Here is a 16,808-nt window from a genome sequence, read left to right on the forward strand (position 1 = left end):
ACGGGCGCCGGGTTGACGACAAGGCTGTCATCGTTCCGACTGATGGAGGGCAGGAAGCAAGTTGCGCGCCACCGGCTTATCGGGCAGGCGACTGAATGCTGTCCCACTCGGTCACGCTGGCTTGTCTGCTCTTACGGTTGTAGAGACAAAGCTCGGTGCCCGGGCGGTCGTTCATGTGTTTTTGTGGATAACGACCTTTCAGCAACAGCGCGCTATAGCCGACCCGGTCATCGAATTGGGCGCTGCTGCCGACGGCTGAAACGTTTTTGAGCTGGCTGGCTTTCAGGCAACTGTCGAGCATCGCCTTGTCGTGCGCGCTCCAGGCTTGTGGTGTCGACGCACCGGCTGGATTGGCAACAACGGCCAGACCTGCCAGCAAGAGAAGGTACGCTTTCATCTCGATCTCCATCTGCAGCGTTTCGGGCGCAAATTATCGCAGATCATTTCCGGTCGACCGCCAGACGAGCGACGTAGGACATGTCTGATTTTTCATAAAGACGCCTTGCGATCAGATTGTTTTCCATGACTTTCAAATCGACAGCCACTTCATTGCATCGCCCCAGATGGACGAACAGGTGGTTGATCAACGCTGCGCCGATTCCCCTGTTCCGGTAATCCGGGTGTACGGCCAGGTCCTTGATAAAGGCGCTGGTCCAGCACGTGATCAACCCCACGACGCGATCACTGTCGATTGCCAGAAAACAGCGCGACCGGTCGAATTCGGGGTTGTGCTCGAATGCGTCGAGCCAGTCCTTGTGATCCAGCCACGGCCCGTCATCCAGCAGATGACTCTGCGCCAGCAGGCCGTGAGCCTGAAGACTGCGTTGGAGCGTAAGACTGGCGCAGGAGATGCCGTGCGGCCAGGGCGCATGTGGCACGGGCGCTTTCAGGTCCCGACGCATCAGCCAGCAATGGTCTGGCGAGGCGTCGGCTGAACCCGGCGCAGTGGAGAGCGGTTTGTGGATCAGATGCCCTGAGCCACGACCGTGCGGGCGGCCTCGATCAGGCATTTGGTCAGCTCGGGTGAGGAAAACTTGGTCAACACGGCGTTGGCACCGGCGATTCTGGCCTTCTCGCTGTTCATCGCGCTGTCCAGTGACGTGTGAAGCAGGATGTACAGGTCGTTGAAATCAGGCGTATCGCGCAAGGTCCGGGTCAGGGCGTAGCCGTCCATTTCCGACATTTCGATATCGGACACCACGACATTGATCTGCGCCGCTGTGCCTTGCAGATCCAGCAGTACCTCGATGGCTTCTTTCGCGCTGCGGGCGGTATGGCAGTTGATGCCCAGATTGCGCAACGTGATGATCGACTGTTGCAGGGCGACCTGGCTGTCATCGACTACCAGAATACGCGCTTGCGCCAGCACTTCGGAGTCTTCCCTGGCCAGTTCGGCCGACTGAACGACAATCTGTGCCGGAGCGATGCCGTGGATCACTTTTTCGATATCCAGCACCTGCACCAGCACACCGTCGACCTGGGTGACGCCGGTGATGAACGACTTGCTGCTCGAGCCGTAGGGCGGCGGGCGGATATCGGTGGTCAGGCAGTGCACGATCTTGCTGACGGCCTGAACATGCAGGCCTTGCTTTGAGCGGCTGACGTCGGTGACGATCAGGCAGCCGCCATCCGGATCGGCCAGCGGCCGCTCGCCGATGGCCCGGCTCAGGTCGATGACCGAGAGCGATGAGCCGCGCAGTGTTGCGATGCCTTTGACGTGCGGGTGCGATTCCGGCAGATGAGTCAGGGCAGGGCAGGGGATGATCTCGCTGACCTTGAGCAGGTTGATCGCCATCAGCTTGCCGCTGCGCAACGTGAAAAGGAGCAGCGAAAGTGAATCTGCTCGGACGTTCTTGGACATATGAACCTTCTGGCTATAGGTGTTTCGTCGCCTGGAGGCGACAAACATCTTTCTCTGAGAGGTTATCGACCCGCGTCGGTGTGGCTTTAGGATTTTTAAAGGATAGCGCTTTGCAGGGCCAAAACCCGAGGTGCGACAAAATACCGCGGCCTTCTATATATAGAAGAGGTGCGACAAAGTGACGCACGCTTCTATATATAAGGAAGAGATTCGATCGCTGCACAGACGCCGTCCGCACGGTGCAGTGAAAAACCCACCTCACTGGCGCACAACCATCCGGCAGGCAGATTCGGCCGTACGGCCGTTGCGCCCTTGAGTTGTCGGGGCTGGCGGATGATTATCGCGTGCGATCCGGGGCGGGCGATTCTACACTGCGCGTCCCATCCTCAGGTGGTTGAGTCAGCAGGGCGTCCGGGTCCGTCAACCGCTTCATCAGTTCAGTAAGGTGTGTGAATGAGCGACAACCTGTTGTACCTGCGACGCGAGAAACGATTTCTGGTCTTGCTTGGGATCATCTGCCTGTCCCTGATCGGCGGCGCCCTGTACATGCAGATCGTACTGGGCGAAGCGCCATGCCCGCTGTGTATCCTGCAGCGCTATGCTCTGCTGTTCATCGCGATCTTTGCCTTCATCGGCGCTGCCATGCCAGGCCGCCGCAGCGTGACCCTTTTCGAAGTTCTGGTGATCCTGAGTGCGCTCGGCGGTATTGTCGCTGCCGGCCGTCATGCCTGGGTGCTGGCCAACCCTGCGGTCAGTTGCGGGATCGATACCTTGCAGCCAATCGTCGACGGCCTGCCGCTGGCGGATCTGTTTCCCACCGTTTTCCAGGTCAGCGGGTTCTGCTCCACGCCTTATCCGCCAGTGCTCGGACTGTCGCTGGCGCAATGGGCACTCGCAGCCTTCGTTCTGACCGCAATACTGGTTCCAGTCTGCGTGTTGCGCAATCGACGTAAACCTTACTGAATACAAGGGCTTTCATGAAAATAGCCTCGTGAAATCGAGGCTTTTTTTTGTGCCGTGAAAGCCAATCAGTGCTTATTGTTACGTAATCGGAGAATAACTGTTACAAAATTAGGCATAGTCATTAAAAATTTACGTATCTACAATCCCCGTCACTTGTCGTCAGGCTTCACTTGACGACCAGCAATTTTGAGGCCTTTTAGCGCCACCTGTGTACCCTGAACAGGCAGCGCAATGCTTGCCTCCGAGGGCGTACAATGGCCGCTGAAGGCATCTGCCCTGCACATCGGGCAGTTCCAGCAGCTCAAAATAAGAATCCATAGCTAAACCCGGATTTGTCGATACGTCGCGTTGGCGCATTGGCAGGCCCTTGTTCAATTCAAAAAAAATTGCCGGCACTGGCAGGGTGAAGTGTTGGCGGTCGAAACCCAACTGCACCGCGCAAGCTGCTTTTAGAGGTCGTGAAATGAGTAAAAAAAGGTACCCCAGGTTTTTTGGCTTCTTGGCCCTTTTCTGTATGCTTTTGCTCAGTGGATGCGACGGCGTACCTCTGCTCGATCCAAAAGGGCAGGTGGGTATCGAGCAGCGTAACCTGATCGTTATCGCCACATTGCTGATGCTGATCGTCGTGATCCCGGTCATCCTTATGACCCTGATCTTCGCCTGGAAGTATCGCGCAACGAACAAGGCTGCCAAGTACACGCCGGACTGGTCGCACTCCACCAAGATCGAAATCGCGGTCTGGGGCGTTCCCATGCTGCTGCTGGTGTTTCTGGGCTACTACACCTACGTCTCGACGCACGAGCTGGACCCTTACCGTCCGCTTGAGTCCGATGTGAAGCCGGTCACCATCCAGGCGGTCTCCGTAGACTGGAAGTGGATTTTCATCTATCCGGAATACAACATCGCGACGGTCAACAAGATCGTGTTCCCGGCCAACACGCCGATCAATTTCCAGGTCACCTCCGATAGCGTGATGAACTCGTTGTTCATTCCGGGTCTGGGCGGCCAGATCTACGCGATGGCGGGCATGCACACCAAGCTGCACCTGATCGCCAACGAAGTTCACGAATTCAACGGTATCTCCGCCAACTACAGTGGCGCAGGCTTTACCGGCATGAAGTTCAAGGCCAACTCCGTGAGCCAGGCCGATTTCGACAACTGGATCACCGAAGTCAGGAACTCGCCGAAGAAGCTTGGCCAGACCGAGTACGCTGAACTGCTCAAGCCGAGCGAGCGTAATCCTGTTGAACTGTTTTCTGCGGTCACTCCGAACCTGTTCCAGATCATCATCGACAAGTATGAGGGTATGAATCCAGGCAAGAAGCTTGTTGCAGGTGAGAAAGAAACCGCCAGTAACGAAGGCGCGGAAAAGAGCAAAAATTCAGCTGCTGGGGCAGAGGAGTAAACGATGTTTGGCAAATTAAGTCTGGAAGCGGTGCCGTTCCACGAGCCGATAGTCATGGTGACACTTGCCATGATCGCGCTCGGCGGCCTCGCGGTTGTCGGGTTGATCACCTATTTCCGCAAGTGGACCTACTTGTGGAGTGAATGGCTGACGTCCGTCGACCACAAGAAAATCGGCGTGATGTACATCGTCGTTGCCATGGTCATGCTGCTGCGCGGCTTTGCCGACGCAATCATGATGCGTACCCAACTGGCCATGGCCCAGAATGGTGCCGAAGGCTTCCTGCCGCCGGAACACTATGACCAGATCTTCACCGCTCACGGTGTGATCATGATCATTTTCATGGCGATGCCGTTCTTCACCGGTCTGATGAACATCGTTCTGCCTCTGCAGATCGGCGCTCGCGACGTTGCCTTCCCGTTCCTGAACTCCCTGAGCTTCTGGCTGCTGGTTGCCGGCATGCTTCTGATCAACATCTCTCTGGGTGTCGGTGAGTTCGCCAAGACCGGCTGGGTCGCGTATCCGCCTCTGTCGGGGTTGCAATACAGTCCTGGCGTGGGGGTTGACTACTACATCTGGGCGCTACAGTTATCCGGGTTAGGGACGACGCTGACGGGGGTCAACTTCCTCGTGACCGTACTGAAGATGCGTACTCCTGGCATGAAACTGCTGGACATGCCGATCTTCACCTGGACCTGCACCTGGGCAAACATCCTGATCGTGGCTTCGTTCCCGATCCTGACTGCCACCCTTGCGTTCCTGACACTTGACCGCTACCTGGACTTCCACATCTTCACGAACGAAATGGGCGGTAACCCCATGATGTACGTGAACCTGTTCTGGGCGTGGGGTCACCCTGAGGTGTACATCCTGATTCTGCCGGCCTTCGGCGTGTTCTCGGAAGTCATCTCCACGTTCTCGGGTAAACGTCTGTTCGGCCACAAGTCGATGATCTTCGCCTCCGGTGCGATCTGCGTCCTGGGCTTCATGGTCTGGCTGCACCACTTCTTCACGATGGGTGCGGGGGCCAACGTCAACGCCTTCTTCGGGCTGGCGACGATGCTCATTGCGATTCCGACGGGTGTGAAGCTATTCAACTGGCTGTTCACCATGTACCAGGGCCGTCTGCGTTTCACTGCGCCGGTACTCTGGACCCTGGGCTTCATGGTCACCTTCTCGATCGGCGGCATGACCGGCGTTCTGTTGGCGATTCCAGGTGCTGACTTCGTACTGCACAACAGCCTGTTCGTGATCGCTCACTTCCACAACGTCATCATCGGCGGTGCAGTGTTCGGTTACATTGCCGGCTTCGCGTTCTGGTTCCCTAAAGCGTTCGGTTTCACCCTGAACGAGAAGTGGGGCAAGGCAGCGTTCTGGTTCTGGATCGTCGGCTTCTTCGTCGCATTCATGCCGCTGTACGCGCTGGGCTTCCTGGGTATGACCCGTCGTCTGAACGCTACCGACATGCCAGAGTGGAACATCTACCTGGACGTCGCGCTGTTCGGCGCCGTGCTGATCGCGTGCGGTATCGCTTCGCAACTGATCCAGCTGTTCGTCAGCATCCGTGACCGTGCCAAGAACCCTGATCTGACCGGTGACCCGTGGAATGGCCACACGCTGGAATGGTCGACTTCTTCGCCACCACCGTTCTACAACTTTGCCGAACTGCCAAAGGCGGACGACATCGATGCGTTCACTGACGCCAAGCGTGCAGGCACTGCCTACAACGTTCCGGCCAAGTACTCGGCGATCCACATGCCTAACAACACGCCTACCGGCCTGTACATGGGCATGCTGCTGACCGTATTCGGTTTCGCATTCATCTGGCACATCTGGTGGCTGGTTGGCGCAAGCCTGGTCGCAACCATTGCGGTCTTCGTTGCTCACGCTGCACGTGACGACCAGGGCTACATGGTGCCGGCTGAAGAAGTAGCGCGTATTGAAGGTGAGCATCACAAGGTCCTGGCGGCCAACGGTGCATACACTCCTGTCAAGTCCTCGCTGGAACAGGTTTAAACATGTCGAATATTGCAATCAACCCTGGAGCCCACGATCACGGTCACGATCATGATCACGGGCATGACGATCACCACGACAGCGGTGGGATGACGGTTTACGGCTTCTGGCTGTACCTGATGACCGACTGCGTGCTGTTCGCCTCGTTCTTCGCGGTCTACGCCGTGATGGTCAACAGTGTCGCGGGCGGCCCGTCGGGCCAGGACATCTTCCTGCTGCCATTCGTGGCCGTGGAAACCGCGTTCCTGCTGGTCAGTAGTATCACTTACGGTTTCGCCATGCTGGCCCTGTACAAGGGCAAGAAAAGCCAGGTTCTGGGCTGGCTGGCGCTGACATTCCTGTGTGGTGCTGCGTTCATCGGCATGGAAGTCTACGAGTTCCATCACCTGATCCACGAAGGTTACGGTCCTAGCCGCAGCGGCTTCCTGTCAGCGTTCTTCGCGCTGGTCGGCCTGCACGGTGTGCACGTAACCAGCGGTCTGATCTGGATGGCGATCATGATGATTCAGGTCCAGAGAAAGGGCCTGACCAATACCAACAAGACGCGCCTGAGCTGCCTGAGTCTGTTCTGGCACTTCCTGGACGTTGTCTGGATCGGCGTGTTCACTGTTGTCTACCTGATGGGGGCTTTGTAATGTCGAATTCACATCACCCGGCTGAAGACAATAGCCACGGCTCCGTGAAGTCCTACATCATCGGTTTCGTACTGTCGATCATCCTGACGGCCATCCCGTTCGCGCTGGTCATGTCTCCTTCGTTGCCGAAGGACATGACGATCGCGATCATCCTGGCGTTTGCAATCATTCAGATCCTGGTGCACCTGCATTACTTCCTGCACCTGGACTTCACGAGTGTGCAACGCAACAACGTGATGGCCTTCGCCTTTACCACGATGGTTATCGTTCTGCTGGTTGGCCTGTCGTTGTGGATCATCTTCAGCATCCACCGCGAAATGATGGCGCATTGAGGAATACCAGATGTCACTGAAGCACTTTATCCAAATCACCAAGCCGGGGATCATTTTCGGTAACGTGCTTTCGGTGGCAGGTGGCTTTTTTCTGGCTTCCAAGGGGAATATCGACTTCAGCGTGTTTCTGGCTGCAGTCATTGGTACTTCCCTGGTCGTTGCGTCCGGTTGCGTGTTCAACAACTGCATTGATCGTGACATCGATCAGCGCATGGAAAGGACCCGCAACAGGGTCCTGGTGCAGGGACTGGTTTCTCTGAAACTGGCCCTGCTCTACGCGACCGTACTCGGTATCGCAGGCGTAGGCCTGCTGTATACCAAGGCCAATCCGCTGGCTGCACTGTTCGCGGTGATCGGCTTTGTCATCTACGTCGGCTTCTACAGCCTGTACCTGAAACGCAAATCCGTTCACGGCACGCTGGTCGGCAGTCTTTCCGGGGCAATGCCTCCGGTCATTGGCTACTGCGCAGTGAGCAACAGCTTCGATTTCGCGGCACTGACGCTGCTGGTCATGTTCAGCCTGTGGCAGATGCCGCACTCGTACGCGATCGCGATCTTCCGTTTCAATGACTACCGTGCCGCGAAGATTCCGGTTCTGCCGGTCAAGCGCGGCATTCTGGTCACCAAGCGCCACATCCTGCTCTACATCCTGGCATTCCTCGTGGCGACCCTGATGTTGACGGTGGGCGGTTACGCAGGTCTGAACTACCTCGCCGTTGCGGCGGGCATGGGCATGTACTGGTTGTACATGGCGTGGAAAGGCTACAAGGCCGTTGACGATACTGTCTGGGCTCGCAAGCTTTTCGTGTTCTCCATCTTCACAATCACCGCGTTGAGCGTGATGATGTCGGTGGACTTTCAGGTCACCAAGGAGCTGCTGGTCACTTATGCGTTCTGACCGGTAACCCGTTTTACGAAAAACCCCATTCATTCGAATGGGGTTTTTTTTCGTCCCTATTTTGCCTCGCAAAACACGTGGGCGGGTGCTCAGGTGCGAGCTAGACGTATCGCCATGTCGCCGATCGGATTCGTCATGGCGTGCGTGAATCTTTGCTCATGGGAGGGTCATGGAAAATGGGGATGACTTGTCGCATCATGTGCGTTTTGTATTCGATCTGTTACGCAACGCGCTGTATTTCAAAGCCTAGGGCTGGATAATAATTATGGCTGTTACCCCTATGACGTCCTCAACTGTTCAGGACATTTCGCCTAAACCGCTCGTGTCGATCATCGCCCCCTGTTACAACGCCGAGCGATTTCTGGAAGCTGCCATTCAGAGCATTTTTGCTCAGGATTACGAGAACTTCGAAGTCATCATTGTCGATGACGGCTCTACGGATAACAGCATTGCGATGCTGGAGGCACTGCAGAGCCAGTATCCATTCCAGCTTTATCGCCAGCCCAATCAGGGTGTGAGCGCCGCGCTCAATCACGGGCTCAGATACGCCAAAGGCGTCTACGTGTCCACGCCGGATCTGGACGACATCATGCTGCCGTCCTCCGTAAGTGTCCGTGCCCGATACCTTGATCAGCATCCGAAAGTGGGCTGCATCGGCGCGCTCATCAGTTACATGGATTGCGACGGCAACGAGGTCAAGTGCCAGTCCCGCAATTACATCGAGCGTCTTGATTTCGACGACGTGCTGCGCGGTGCTGTGGTCGTAGGCGCTCCGGTCGCCCTTTACCGCATGCAGGCCATCCGTGACGCGAACGGTTATGACCCCGAGATCAAGGTTCAGGATTTTCAGATGACCCTGAGAATCGCGGCTCAGGGTTACGAAATTCACGTCATACCGGAAGTCGTGACCCGTTACCGCCGCCACCCCAACAACCTGTCGCGAAAATACAAGGTGCTGCTTGAGGCTGATCTCAAGACCATCGAGCCTTACCGTGATCATTCCGGGTATCAGAAAGGCCGAACCCTCATCGTCAACAAGGCCCTCAAATACGCATCGGTTTCAGACAAGCGATACGCCTGGAAACTGCTTTGCTCTATCCCGTTAAGGCATGTGGACCGCACCACCTGGCGTCGCTGCAAGCGCCTGCTGTTGAGCTACCGGTAGGTAGCCAGAACCTCTCGCAACCTATTGATCCAGAGTGCTCATGAGATTCATCGAAAGGCTAAAGGCCAGAAAAATACGCAAGCAGCTTCGCCAGCTGGACAAGCTGGAAAGGGCCGCCGAGAAAATCAGGTTGCGCTACCCGCGCTATGAAGTCGGAGTCGGTACCTACGGCATCCCGGACGTCATCGAGTTCGGCGATGATACGATCCTGCGAGTGGGCTCCTACACCTCCATTGCCGAAGGTGTAAGGATTCTGTTGGGCGGCGAGCATCGAACCGACTGGATCACCACATACCCGTTTCCGGCCATGGTCGATCGGGTCAGCGACATCAAGGACTACGCGCCGAGTAAAGGCGACGTGACCATTGGCAGTGACTGCTGGATCTGCGCAGACGCGGTGATTCTTTCCGGCGTGACGATCGGACACGGGGCCATTGTAGGGGCCGGCGCCATGGTCGTGCGCGATGTAGCCCCCTTTTCCGTGGTCGGCGGCAATCCGTGCAAATTCATTCGCTGGCGTTTCGATGAGGACGTTCGCGAACTGCTGCTTCAGGCCGCGTGGTGGGACTGGCCCATGGAGGAGGTCAAGCAGGTTGCGCGCACCTTGTGCAGTTCGGACATGGAGGCGTTTCTGGCTTATGTTCGACAGCGGCAGGGCGCTGTACAGGCAGTGACAGGCTGACGGTTTGAACGGATGCAAAAACGCCACATCGGTTTGTATTTATTTCAAGCCTCAGGTTTCGAATGATCTGGCAGAATACGGCAATGGCCTGACTCGTCCAGGCAGTCGCTAAATGATAGAGGGCGTTATGAGTCACGAAAGCATCAACTGGGACACTCTGGGTTTCGATTACATCAAGACCGACAAACGCTACCTGTCTCACTGGCGCGATGGTGCCTGGGATGCGGGCTCGCTCACGGAAGACAACACTCTGCACATCAGCGAAGGTTCTACCGCGCTGCATTATGGTCAGCAGTGCTTCGAGGGGCTCAAGGCCTATCGTTGCAAGGACGGTTCGATCAACCTGTTCCGTCCCGACCAGAACGCCCAGCGCATGCAGCGCAGTTGTTCCCGTCTGTTGATGCCCCACGTGCCCACCGATGTGTTCATCGAAGCCTGCAGGCAGGTGGTGAAAGCCAACGAGCGTTTCATTCCGCCTTACGGTTCCGGTGGCGCGCTTTACCTGCGCCCGTTCGTGATCGGCGTGGGTGACAACATCGGCGTGCGCACGGCACCGGAATTCATTTTCTCGATCTTCTGCATCCCGGTAGGCGCCTATTTCAAGGGCGGTCTGAAGCCGAACAACTTCGTGATCTCCGGCTACGACCGCGCGGCACCGAATGGTACGGGCGCAGCCAAGGTCGGTGGCAACTACGCCGCCAGCCTGATGCCGGGTTCCGAAGCCAAGAAGCACAGCTTCGCCGATTGCATCTACCTGGATCCGCAGACCCATTCCAAGATCGAGGAAGTGGGTTCGGCCAACTTCTTCGCCATTACCAATGACGATGTGTTCCTGACGCCCAAGTCGCCGTCCGTGCTGCCGGGTATCACCCGTCTGTCGCTGATCGAACTGGCAAAATCCCGCCTGGGCCTGACGGTCGAAGAGGGCGATGTGTTCATCGACAAAATAGGTGAGTTCAAGGAAGCGGGTGCGTGCGGCACGGCTGCGGTGATCACGCCGATTGGCGGGATCTCTTACAAGGACCACCTGCATGTGTTCTACAGCGAAACCGAAGTAGGTCCTGTCACTCAGCGTCTGTACAAGGAACTGACCGGTGTGCAGTCCGGTGATATCGAGCCGCCAGCGGGCTGGATCGTCAAGGTCTGATACCGGCCCTGATCATGCCCACGCAGAGCGATGGGCACGATCAGGGTTGAGGCAGACGTGTGTATAACGAGGCACGCCGTTTCAAACGCTCAAGCCGCAAGCTCCTTCTGCGGCCCCAATACAATCGCCAGGTGCCGCAAATCATCCACCTCAACGCTGAAGCTCTTTCCTGAGGGGCTCTTCGTCAGCGTACCCAGTGCATAGACCGTAAAGAACTTCACTTCGTCGGCATGGCTCAGCAGTTCGCTGATGTAGCGGCTTGAGCGATAGGCCTGCATCTGTGCGGGCGACACATAGAGCGTCACCAGCTTGCCCTCCAGTCTGTCAAAGAACTTGAACTTGAAACCCTGCCCGTAGCGCTGTTCCACCAGACCACCGCCATACAGCACACGTCCGTTGTCGCCCAACTGTGCGTATTTGATATGGCGAAAGTACGAACGCAGTGACAGTTCGCCCTGACCCGGTATACGCAGTTTCAGCAACTTGAACTCCTCGGGTGAGAGTTCAGCCTTTGCCTGGCGATAACTGTCCACCAGACGTTCGAGGTTGTTGGTGCGGGTTTCGCTGTAACGTAGCGCCTTCGGTTCGGCAGGCGGAGCAGGCGCCGTGCCGGGAACCGGTGCGGGGGCGGGACTGCCCGCTTTTTCCACTCCGGACTTCTCCTTGGCGGGCTCCTTTATCGTCGGGTCAAACACGTCGATATAGTCGTCCAGCTTGCGCTTGGCCTTGCGTAGCGCTGTTTGAGGGTCATTGGCGTCGATCTGATCTTCAGCAGATTCGTCTGCATCCGCGTCCACCCATTCACAATCGGCATGATGGTCGTAATGTGGATTGGCACGGAAATGGGCGGCGACAAAGGTCGGATTGTCCTGTGGCTTGACGTCGTAGCGGACCCCGGTCACTTTCGCTCCCATTGCCCGGCAGGCTTCGTTCGAGCACAGAAACTCGAAACGTTTGCGGGGCGGCTCCTGAGAGAAGTATTCGCGACGGGCGCCTGCGATGGACATTTCCTGCTGCAGTTCGACACAGAACGCGCGGGTGATGGGTTTCGTGGGCTTCATGCTCGCAGTTGCCTTCCAGACGGTTGATCCTGCAACACGCTATTTCAGCCGGGCCCGCCTTGCAACCAATGCCGGACGGGCTCGGGCCATCGTGTCGGTTACTGCGCGGGTACGGCCAGCCATTCACTCAGGGCCTGCTGATAAGCGCCTGTGGCTTTGCTCAGGTGCAGCCACTGATCGACGTAGGCTTTCCAGGCTACATCGTCGCGTGGCAGCAGGTAGGCCTTCTCGCCGTATTGCATGTAACGCGTCGGGTTGACTGCACACAGGCCGGGCATACGCTTCTGCTGATAGAGCGCTTCCGAGGCGTCGGTGATCATCACGTCGGCCTTCTTGTCGAGCAGTTCCTGAAAGATGGTCTTGTTGTCATGGAACGCGATGGGTGCCTGAGGCAGATAGGCGCGAGCGAACGCCTCATTGGTGCCGCCAGCGGGCTCGATAAGGCGAACCGACGGTTTATTGATCTGCTCAATGGTCTGGTACAGCGCCTGGTCTTCACAGCGCACCAGCGGAATCTTGCCGTCGATATCCAGCGTGTTGCTGAAAAACGCCTTCTTCTGACGTTCCAGCGAAACGGAAATGCCCCCCATCGCGATGTCGCACTTGCCGGCAATCATGTCCGGCATCAGGGTTTTCCAGGTGGTTGGCACCCATTGCACGTTCACACCCAGGCTTTTGGCCAGCGAGCGGGCCATGGTGATGTCGATGCCTTCGTACTCACCGTCTTCGCGATGAAAGGTGTAAGGCTTGTAGTCACCCGTGGTGCACACCGACAACTGCCCGGCCTGCAACACCTTGTCCAGGTGCGAAGATGATTCCTCTGCCTGCACCATGCCTGTCAGACCCAACAGAAGGGCAGCCGATACGCTGTAATTCAGTTTCATCATGAAAGTAGGGGCTCGCGTGTGTCGTCGATTTTTATTGGAAGCGACAGAGTGCTTCATTTACAGGGAGGATGTGAAGCAGGAACAAGGCCTTGGGCTCAAAAGAAGCGGTCTTCAGACACTTGAGCGGTCAGGTGTACAGCTCTTCCAGCGACATCAACTGTTCTTCGATGAGGGTCATTTGCGATTCCCAGTCGGCCTGGGTTCTTTTCCAGGTTTCACCTTCATGGGCATAGAGGAAGTCGACGATGGTGTGCGTGACCTTGCCTTTGCCTACGGCACCGAACGCTTCCGCGCTCAGCGCGCGTGCCAGCATGTCCAGTTGGGCGGCATGGTTGAGCCAGTGCCAGTGATCCTTGATCACCACCTTGTCGAGCAGAATGCACTGTTTCTTGAAGGCCCTGAGTGCAGATCCCAGAGCGCTTGCCGCCAGCAGTGTATTGATCTTGCCGACATCCTGGCCGGACTTCTGATTGGCCGTAGGGCCGAAGAACCATTCATTGAAACCGATTTCTATTTCGCGGAACGCGACGTTGGCGTCCCAGATGATGCTCAGGGCCTTTTGCTGGCGGGTCTCGCGCTTCCACGATCCGTAGGCCTTGAACACCACGCCCGCGATCCCGATCACCGCCAGCGCTTCGCTTAGCGATGACGCCGCCTCGACAATGTAATAGGCGTTGGCGGCACTGCCCGGCGATGTACTGACGGCTGCGCTGTAAAAAACTGCGGCTACAACGACCACCAGCGCAAAACAGGCACTGTAGAACCCGAACGCGTAGGGGTCTTTCATGGGGTGTTACGACCGTAAATTATGAAAGAGTTTTTGTCAGGTTAGCCGAGGCTGCAGAGGTTTGCAGGGTCGTCGGGCAGAGGGCGCATGTCGAAGTTTTTGCATCAAAACCGCACCGGCTGTGGTCACAGGTGATGCCGTATACGAAAACGTTGATGAGCACAGCGAAGAAGGCCGCTTGATCGATGCCGTTTCACGCTCATCCGCGTTCAACCTCGATTCCTCCATCAAGGACGTATTGACCTTATGAAACCTTATCTTTGGCTAGGCCTGCTGGGCATGTTTTCCGTCGGCGTACAGGCCGCATCGCTGGACGTTCCGATCAATCTGGTCAGCGCCGATGGCGCACCGAAGCCGATTGGCACCGTGTCGGTGAGTGAAACGGAGTACGGGCTGGTGTTCACTCCCAACCTCAAGGACCTGCCGGCAGGCATTCATGGTTTTCACGTCCATGAAAACGGCAGCTGCGATGCAGGCACCAAGGACGGCGCGAAAGTCGCCGCGCTGGCCGCTGGCGGGCACTTCGATCCGGCCAAGACCGGCAAGCACCTGGGGCCATACGCCGACGGTCATCTGGGTGACCTGCCAGCGCTGTACGTAAATGCCGACGGCACCGCAAACTATCCGGTCCTGGCTCCGCGTCTGAAGAAGATTTCGGAAATCAAGGGCCATGCGCTGATGGTGCATGCCGGTGGTGACAACCATTCCGACCATCCGAAGCCGCTGGGCGGTGGTGGCGACCGGGCTGCCTGCGGCGTGATCTGATCGCGGTTTTACAGCCCTGGCGAGCAAGCCTGACCTGCTGCAGACACGGTTGTCTGTGGCAGGTCTGGCGCTGTCGCGCAGCAAGCCCCCTCACAGTCCGGTGTGTTGCATGAACGGTGTGAGCATCCGGGATTATTCACTGCGGATCAGTGCGACCTGCAAACACCCGAAGCGCCAGCCCGCCGAGCAGAGCGGTCAGCAGCGCCATTGCCACGATGACCGCTCGAATGCCCAATGGACCGGCCAACAGCGCGACCAGCAGACCGGCAATCGGCTGTGAAAGGTTATTGAGCAGCGTCATGACGCCTACGGTCTTGCCGAAATCCTCTCGCGGGATAACTTGCTGGCGGATGCTGCGCATATAGACATTGAACATCTTGTCGAACCCGACGATCAGCAGAAAGCCCGCCACGTAGCCACTGAAAGATGGACTCAAGGCGCTGGCCAATGCGCCGCCGGTAATCGTCACGTACGACAAAACGCCGAGCACTTGCAGTGGCAGCACCGCTCGTGCCAGAAAAAACAGGATCAGAATGGTCGCCGCTGCGCCCGCCATTTGCAGTCCGGCATAGCGCTCCTGATCACTGCCGTATTCACCGATGACCATGGCGGCCGAGGTCGCCAGGGTTACGCCGACGATCAGATTCACCCCGGCCGCCAAGGTAATGATCTTCTTCAGCTCAGTGAGGCGCCGAATATGCCCGACAGCGATGCTCACTGATTGCCAGACGCTGTTGTCCCTTTGCTCGAATACGCAGGGATCGAGACGGCGAGTGCGGTGCCAGACCCATGTGGCCAGGTCCGCCAGCAGAAACAGAGCGGCGCAAGCCAGCACCACCCAGTGCCACGCCCACGTGTTCAGCAACAGCACGGCCACCAATGGGCCGAGCACCAGCCCCGTCTGATCGGCAATCTGAGAGTAGGAGAGCGTGCGCGCATAGCTGTAGCGCGGGAACACATGTGGCATCAGCACTTCGCGGGCCATCACACCTTGAGTGGTCAGTACGCCGCACAACGCCGACAGCAGGATCAGCCAGACAAGGCCGCCGAAAACCACGTACAACAGCATCGCCAGCAGACACAGAAACGCCCGGTACATCTGGCTGACGTGAAGAATCCGGACCGCAGAGAATTTATCGCACAGCGCTCCGCAGATCGGAAACGCCAGAAAGCGTGGCAGTGACTCGGCAAAGAACGCCAGGCCCGCCCATGACGCGCTGTTGGTGGTCTGAAAAACGACCAATGGCACGATGAAAAGAAGAATCTGATCGGCCAGTCGCGACAGAAACAGAGCGCTGAAAAACGCCAGATAATCCTTGGTCACGCGACACTCCTTTTGGCGGTGATATCCAATGCCACATCAAGGAGGGTGGCGCAATCCGTGCGCTTTAAACTATCCGACTTTTTCTATCCCATACGACCATTCGTATCAGACGTCGAAGAAGTCGACCTTGCCGTTTTCCAGGCTGTAGTAGGCGCCGACAACCTTGACGGTGCCTGCTTTGATCGGGTTCATCAGGGCTGGCTCGGACGCCGAACGCAGACGTGCCACAGTGCGCTGGATGTTGCTTTTGACCGAGTCTTCCAGAAGGTTTTTGCTTTTCTTGCCCTTGGCTGTCAGGACGGCAGGAATGATCGGCTCGATCATCTGACCGATAGCGCCTGGAAAGACCGTGTTGTCTTCGACCACCGAAACGGCGGCGGCAACGGCACCGCATTTTTCATGACCCATGACCACGACCAGCGGAACGCCGAGCTGGCTGACACCGTATTCGATCGAGCCCAGCGCGGTGGTGTCGACAGTGTTGCCCGCGTTACGCACGATGAACAGTTCACCCAGACCACGGCCGAACAGCAGTTCCGGCGGAACGCGCGAATCCGAGCAGGAAATCAGGATGCAGAACGGCGTCTGGCCCTTGGCGATTTCCAGACGGCGGTCACGATTGCCTTCGGTCTTGATGGTGGTGTCTTTCATGAACGCATCATTGCCGTCACGCAATGTTTTCAATGCCTGATCGGCAGTCATGTTGGTACGGGGCGATGCAGGTGAGGCGGCATTTGCGATGGAAGGCATTTGCATGAGTGCGGCAGCAGCCGGAAGGCAGCAGGCACCCTGAAGAATCTTGCGGCGCGACAAGGACGAATTCATAAAAAGCCTCAGGCTGGTTAACTGTCGATAAGGAGGGGTGAATTCAGCGCCCGAT

At 57.3% G+C, this 16,808-nt stretch carries 18 protein-coding genes; 10 read left to right on the forward strand and 8 right to left on the reverse strand.

The features are described from left to right. Nucleotides 1-76 precede the first annotated feature (76 nt). The 3 genes from JTJ32_RS00225 to JTJ32_RS00235 form a co-directional block, all read right to left on the reverse strand. Nucleotides 77-397, reverse strand: a complete 321-nt coding sequence (locus JTJ32_RS00225) for a hypothetical protein (protein WP_099227446.1) — start codon at nucleotides 395-397, stop codon at nucleotides 77-79. Between the two features lie 43 nt (nucleotides 398-440). Next, nucleotides 441-902 carry a GNAT family N-acetyltransferase gene (locus JTJ32_RS00230; RefSeq protein WP_210041090.1) on the reverse strand — a complete coding sequence of 154 codons (462 nt, stop codon included), beginning with the start codon at nucleotides 900-902 and terminating at the stop codon, nucleotides 441-443. A 62-nt stretch (nucleotides 903-964) separates the two neighbouring features. After that, complete coding sequence (locus tag JTJ32_RS00235; RefSeq protein ID WP_184318739.1) at nucleotides 965-1,861, reverse strand: chemotaxis protein; 897 nt, start codon at nucleotides 1,859-1,861, stop codon at nucleotides 965-967. 453 nt (nucleotides 1,862-2,314) lie between these two features. On the opposite strand from JTJ32_RS00235, the gene JTJ32_RS00240 reads away from it, so the two are divergent. From JTJ32_RS00240 to JTJ32_RS00280, 9 genes are all read left to right on the forward strand, one after another. Beyond that, entirely contained in the window at nucleotides 2,315-2,824 is a 510-nt protein-coding gene (locus JTJ32_RS00240) for a disulfide bond formation protein B (RefSeq protein WP_210040332.1), read from the forward strand. Nucleotides 2,825-3,287: 463 nt separating this feature from the next. Next, entirely contained in the window at nucleotides 3,288-4,229 is a 942-nt protein-coding gene (gene cyoA, locus JTJ32_RS00245) for a ubiquinol oxidase subunit II (RefSeq protein WP_043303141.1), read from the forward strand. Nucleotides 4,230-4,232: 3 nt separating this feature from the next. Continuing rightward, nucleotides 4,233-6,245, forward strand: a complete 2,013-nt coding sequence (cyoB, locus tag JTJ32_RS00250) for a cytochrome o ubiquinol oxidase subunit I (RefSeq protein WP_184318744.1) — start codon at nucleotides 4,233-4,235, stop codon at nucleotides 6,243-6,245. 2 nt (nucleotides 6,246-6,247) lie between these two features. After that, nucleotides 6,248-6,880 carry a cytochrome o ubiquinol oxidase subunit III gene (locus JTJ32_RS00255; protein ID WP_099227419.1) on the forward strand — a complete coding sequence of 211 codons (633 nt, stop codon included), beginning with the start codon at nucleotides 6,248-6,250 and terminating at the stop codon, nucleotides 6,878-6,880. Continuing rightward, the gene (gene cyoD, locus JTJ32_RS00260) at nucleotides 6,880-7,212 is read left to right on the forward strand and encodes a cytochrome o ubiquinol oxidase subunit IV (protein ID WP_004878631.1); all 333 of its coding nucleotides are present in this window, start codon (nucleotides 6,880-6,882) and stop codon (nucleotides 7,210-7,212) included. The genes JTJ32_RS00255 and cyoD overlap by 1 nt, the downstream gene beginning before the upstream one ends. Before the next feature lie 10 nt (nucleotides 7,213-7,222). Further along, entirely contained in the window at nucleotides 7,223-8,110 is an 888-nt protein-coding gene (gene cyoE / locus JTJ32_RS00265) for a heme o synthase (RefSeq protein WP_099227420.1), read from the forward strand. A 280-nt stretch (nucleotides 8,111-8,390) separates the two neighbouring features. Then, entirely contained in the window at nucleotides 8,391-9,275 is an 885-nt protein-coding gene (locus JTJ32_RS00270) for a glycosyltransferase family 2 protein (RefSeq protein WP_184320111.1), read from the forward strand. A gap of 40 nt (nucleotides 9,276-9,315) precedes the next feature. Continuing rightward, a complete protein-coding gene (locus JTJ32_RS00275) occupies nucleotides 9,316-9,957 on the forward strand; it encodes a CatB-related O-acetyltransferase (RefSeq protein ID WP_210040334.1) in 642 nt (213 codons plus the stop codon). 127 nt (nucleotides 9,958-10,084) lie between these two features. Next, complete coding sequence (locus tag JTJ32_RS00280) at nucleotides 10,085-11,104, forward strand: branched-chain amino acid aminotransferase (RefSeq protein WP_099227423.1); 1,020 nt, start codon at nucleotides 10,085-10,087, stop codon at nucleotides 11,102-11,104. An 89-nt stretch (nucleotides 11,105-11,193) separates the two neighbouring features. On the opposite strand, the gene JTJ32_RS00285 is transcribed toward JTJ32_RS00280, so the two are convergent. The 3 genes from JTJ32_RS00285 to JTJ32_RS00295 all read right to left on the reverse strand — a co-directional run bounded on the left by JTJ32_RS00285 (nucleotide 11,194) and on the right by JTJ32_RS00295 (nucleotide 13,839). Continuing rightward, entirely contained in the window at nucleotides 11,194-12,165 is a 972-nt protein-coding gene (locus JTJ32_RS00285) for an ATPase (protein WP_210040336.1), read from the reverse strand. 98 nt (nucleotides 12,166-12,263) lie between these two features. Then, nucleotides 12,264-13,052 carry a transporter substrate-binding domain-containing protein gene (locus JTJ32_RS00290; protein WP_184318749.1) on the reverse strand — a complete coding sequence of 263 codons (789 nt, stop codon included), beginning with the start codon at nucleotides 13,050-13,052 and terminating at the stop codon, nucleotides 12,264-12,266. A 127-nt stretch (nucleotides 13,053-13,179) separates the two neighbouring features. Continuing rightward, nucleotides 13,180-13,839, reverse strand: coding sequence for a hypothetical protein (locus tag JTJ32_RS00295; RefSeq protein ID WP_099227426.1), 660 nt, complete (start codon nucleotides 13,837-13,839; stop codon nucleotides 13,180-13,182). A 246-nt stretch (nucleotides 13,840-14,085) separates the two neighbouring features. Between JTJ32_RS00295 and sodC the strand changes: the two genes are divergently transcribed. After that, nucleotides 14,086-14,604: a superoxide dismutase family protein gene (gene sodC / locus JTJ32_RS00300; protein WP_210040338.1), complete on the forward strand. Its 519-nt coding sequence runs from the start codon at nucleotides 14,086-14,088 to the stop codon at nucleotides 14,602-14,604. Nucleotides 14,605-14,740: 136 nt separating this feature from the next. Here the strand turns inward: sodC and JTJ32_RS00305 are convergent, their stop codons facing one another. Further along, nucleotides 14,741-15,928: an MFS transporter gene (locus JTJ32_RS00305; protein ID WP_210040340.1), complete on the reverse strand. Its 1,188-nt coding sequence runs from the start codon at nucleotides 15,926-15,928 to the stop codon at nucleotides 14,741-14,743. 105 nt (nucleotides 15,929-16,033) lie between these two features. Beyond that, complete coding sequence (locus JTJ32_RS00310; protein ID WP_184318755.1) at nucleotides 16,034-16,753, reverse strand: carbonic anhydrase; 720 nt, start codon at nucleotides 16,751-16,753, stop codon at nucleotides 16,034-16,036. Between the last annotated feature and the right edge of the window lie 55 nt (nucleotides 16,754-16,808).

It is taken from the genome of Pseudomonas alliivorans, assembly GCF_017826695.1.
Lineage (GTDB): Bacteria > Pseudomonadota > Gammaproteobacteria > Pseudomonadales > Pseudomonadaceae > Aquipseudomonas > Aquipseudomonas alliivorans.

Bases quoted from the DNA above. Each gene is read 5' to 3' on its own strand.
- JTJ32_RS00225 (WP_099227446.1), bottom strand. From the start codon at position 397: ATGAAAGCGTACCTTCTCTTGCTGGCAGGTCTGGCCGTTGTTGCCAAT.
- JTJ32_RS00230 (WP_210041090.1), bottom strand. From the start codon at position 902: ATGCGTCGGGACCTGAAAGCGCCCGTGCCACATGCGCCCTGGCCGCAC.
- JTJ32_RS00235 (WP_184318739.1), bottom strand. From the start codon at position 1,861: ATGTCCAAGAACGTCCGAGCAGATTCACTTTCGCTGCTCCTTTTCACG.
- JTJ32_RS00240 (WP_210040332.1), top strand. From the start codon at position 2,315: ATGAGCGACAACCTGTTGTACCTGCGACGCGAGAAACGATTTCTGGTC.
- cyoA (WP_043303141.1), top strand. From the start codon at position 3,288: ATGAGTAAAAAAAGGTACCCCAGGTTTTTTGGCTTCTTGGCCCTTTTC.
- cyoB (WP_184318744.1), top strand. From the start codon at position 4,233: ATGTTTGGCAAATTAAGTCTGGAAGCGGTGCCGTTCCACGAGCCGATA.
- JTJ32_RS00255 (WP_099227419.1), top strand. From the start codon at position 6,248: ATGTCGAATATTGCAATCAACCCTGGAGCCCACGATCACGGTCACGAT.
- cyoD (WP_004878631.1), top strand. From the start codon at position 6,880: ATGTCGAATTCACATCACCCGGCTGAAGACAATAGCCACGGCTCCGTG.
- cyoE (WP_099227420.1), top strand. From the start codon at position 7,223: ATGTCACTGAAGCACTTTATCCAAATCACCAAGCCGGGGATCATTTTC.
- JTJ32_RS00270 (WP_184320111.1), top strand. From the start codon at position 8,391: ATGACGTCCTCAACTGTTCAGGACATTTCGCCTAAACCGCTCGTGTCG.
- JTJ32_RS00275 (WP_210040334.1), top strand. From the start codon at position 9,316: ATGAGATTCATCGAAAGGCTAAAGGCCAGAAAAATACGCAAGCAGCTT.
- JTJ32_RS00280 (WP_099227423.1), top strand. From the start codon at position 10,085: ATGAGTCACGAAAGCATCAACTGGGACACTCTGGGTTTCGATTACATC.
- JTJ32_RS00285 (WP_210040336.1), bottom strand. From the start codon at position 12,165: ATGAAGCCCACGAAACCCATCACCCGCGCGTTCTGTGTCGAACTGCAG.
- JTJ32_RS00290 (WP_184318749.1), bottom strand. From the start codon at position 13,052: ATGATGAAACTGAATTACAGCGTATCGGCTGCCCTTCTGTTGGGTCTG.
- JTJ32_RS00295 (WP_099227426.1), bottom strand. From the start codon at position 13,839: ATGAAAGACCCCTACGCGTTCGGGTTCTACAGTGCCTGTTTTGCGCTG.
- sodC (WP_210040338.1), top strand. From the start codon at position 14,086: ATGAAACCTTATCTTTGGCTAGGCCTGCTGGGCATGTTTTCCGTCGGC.
- JTJ32_RS00310 (WP_184318755.1), bottom strand. From the start codon at position 16,753: ATGAATTCGTCCTTGTCGCGCCGCAAGATTCTTCAGGGTGCCTGCTGC.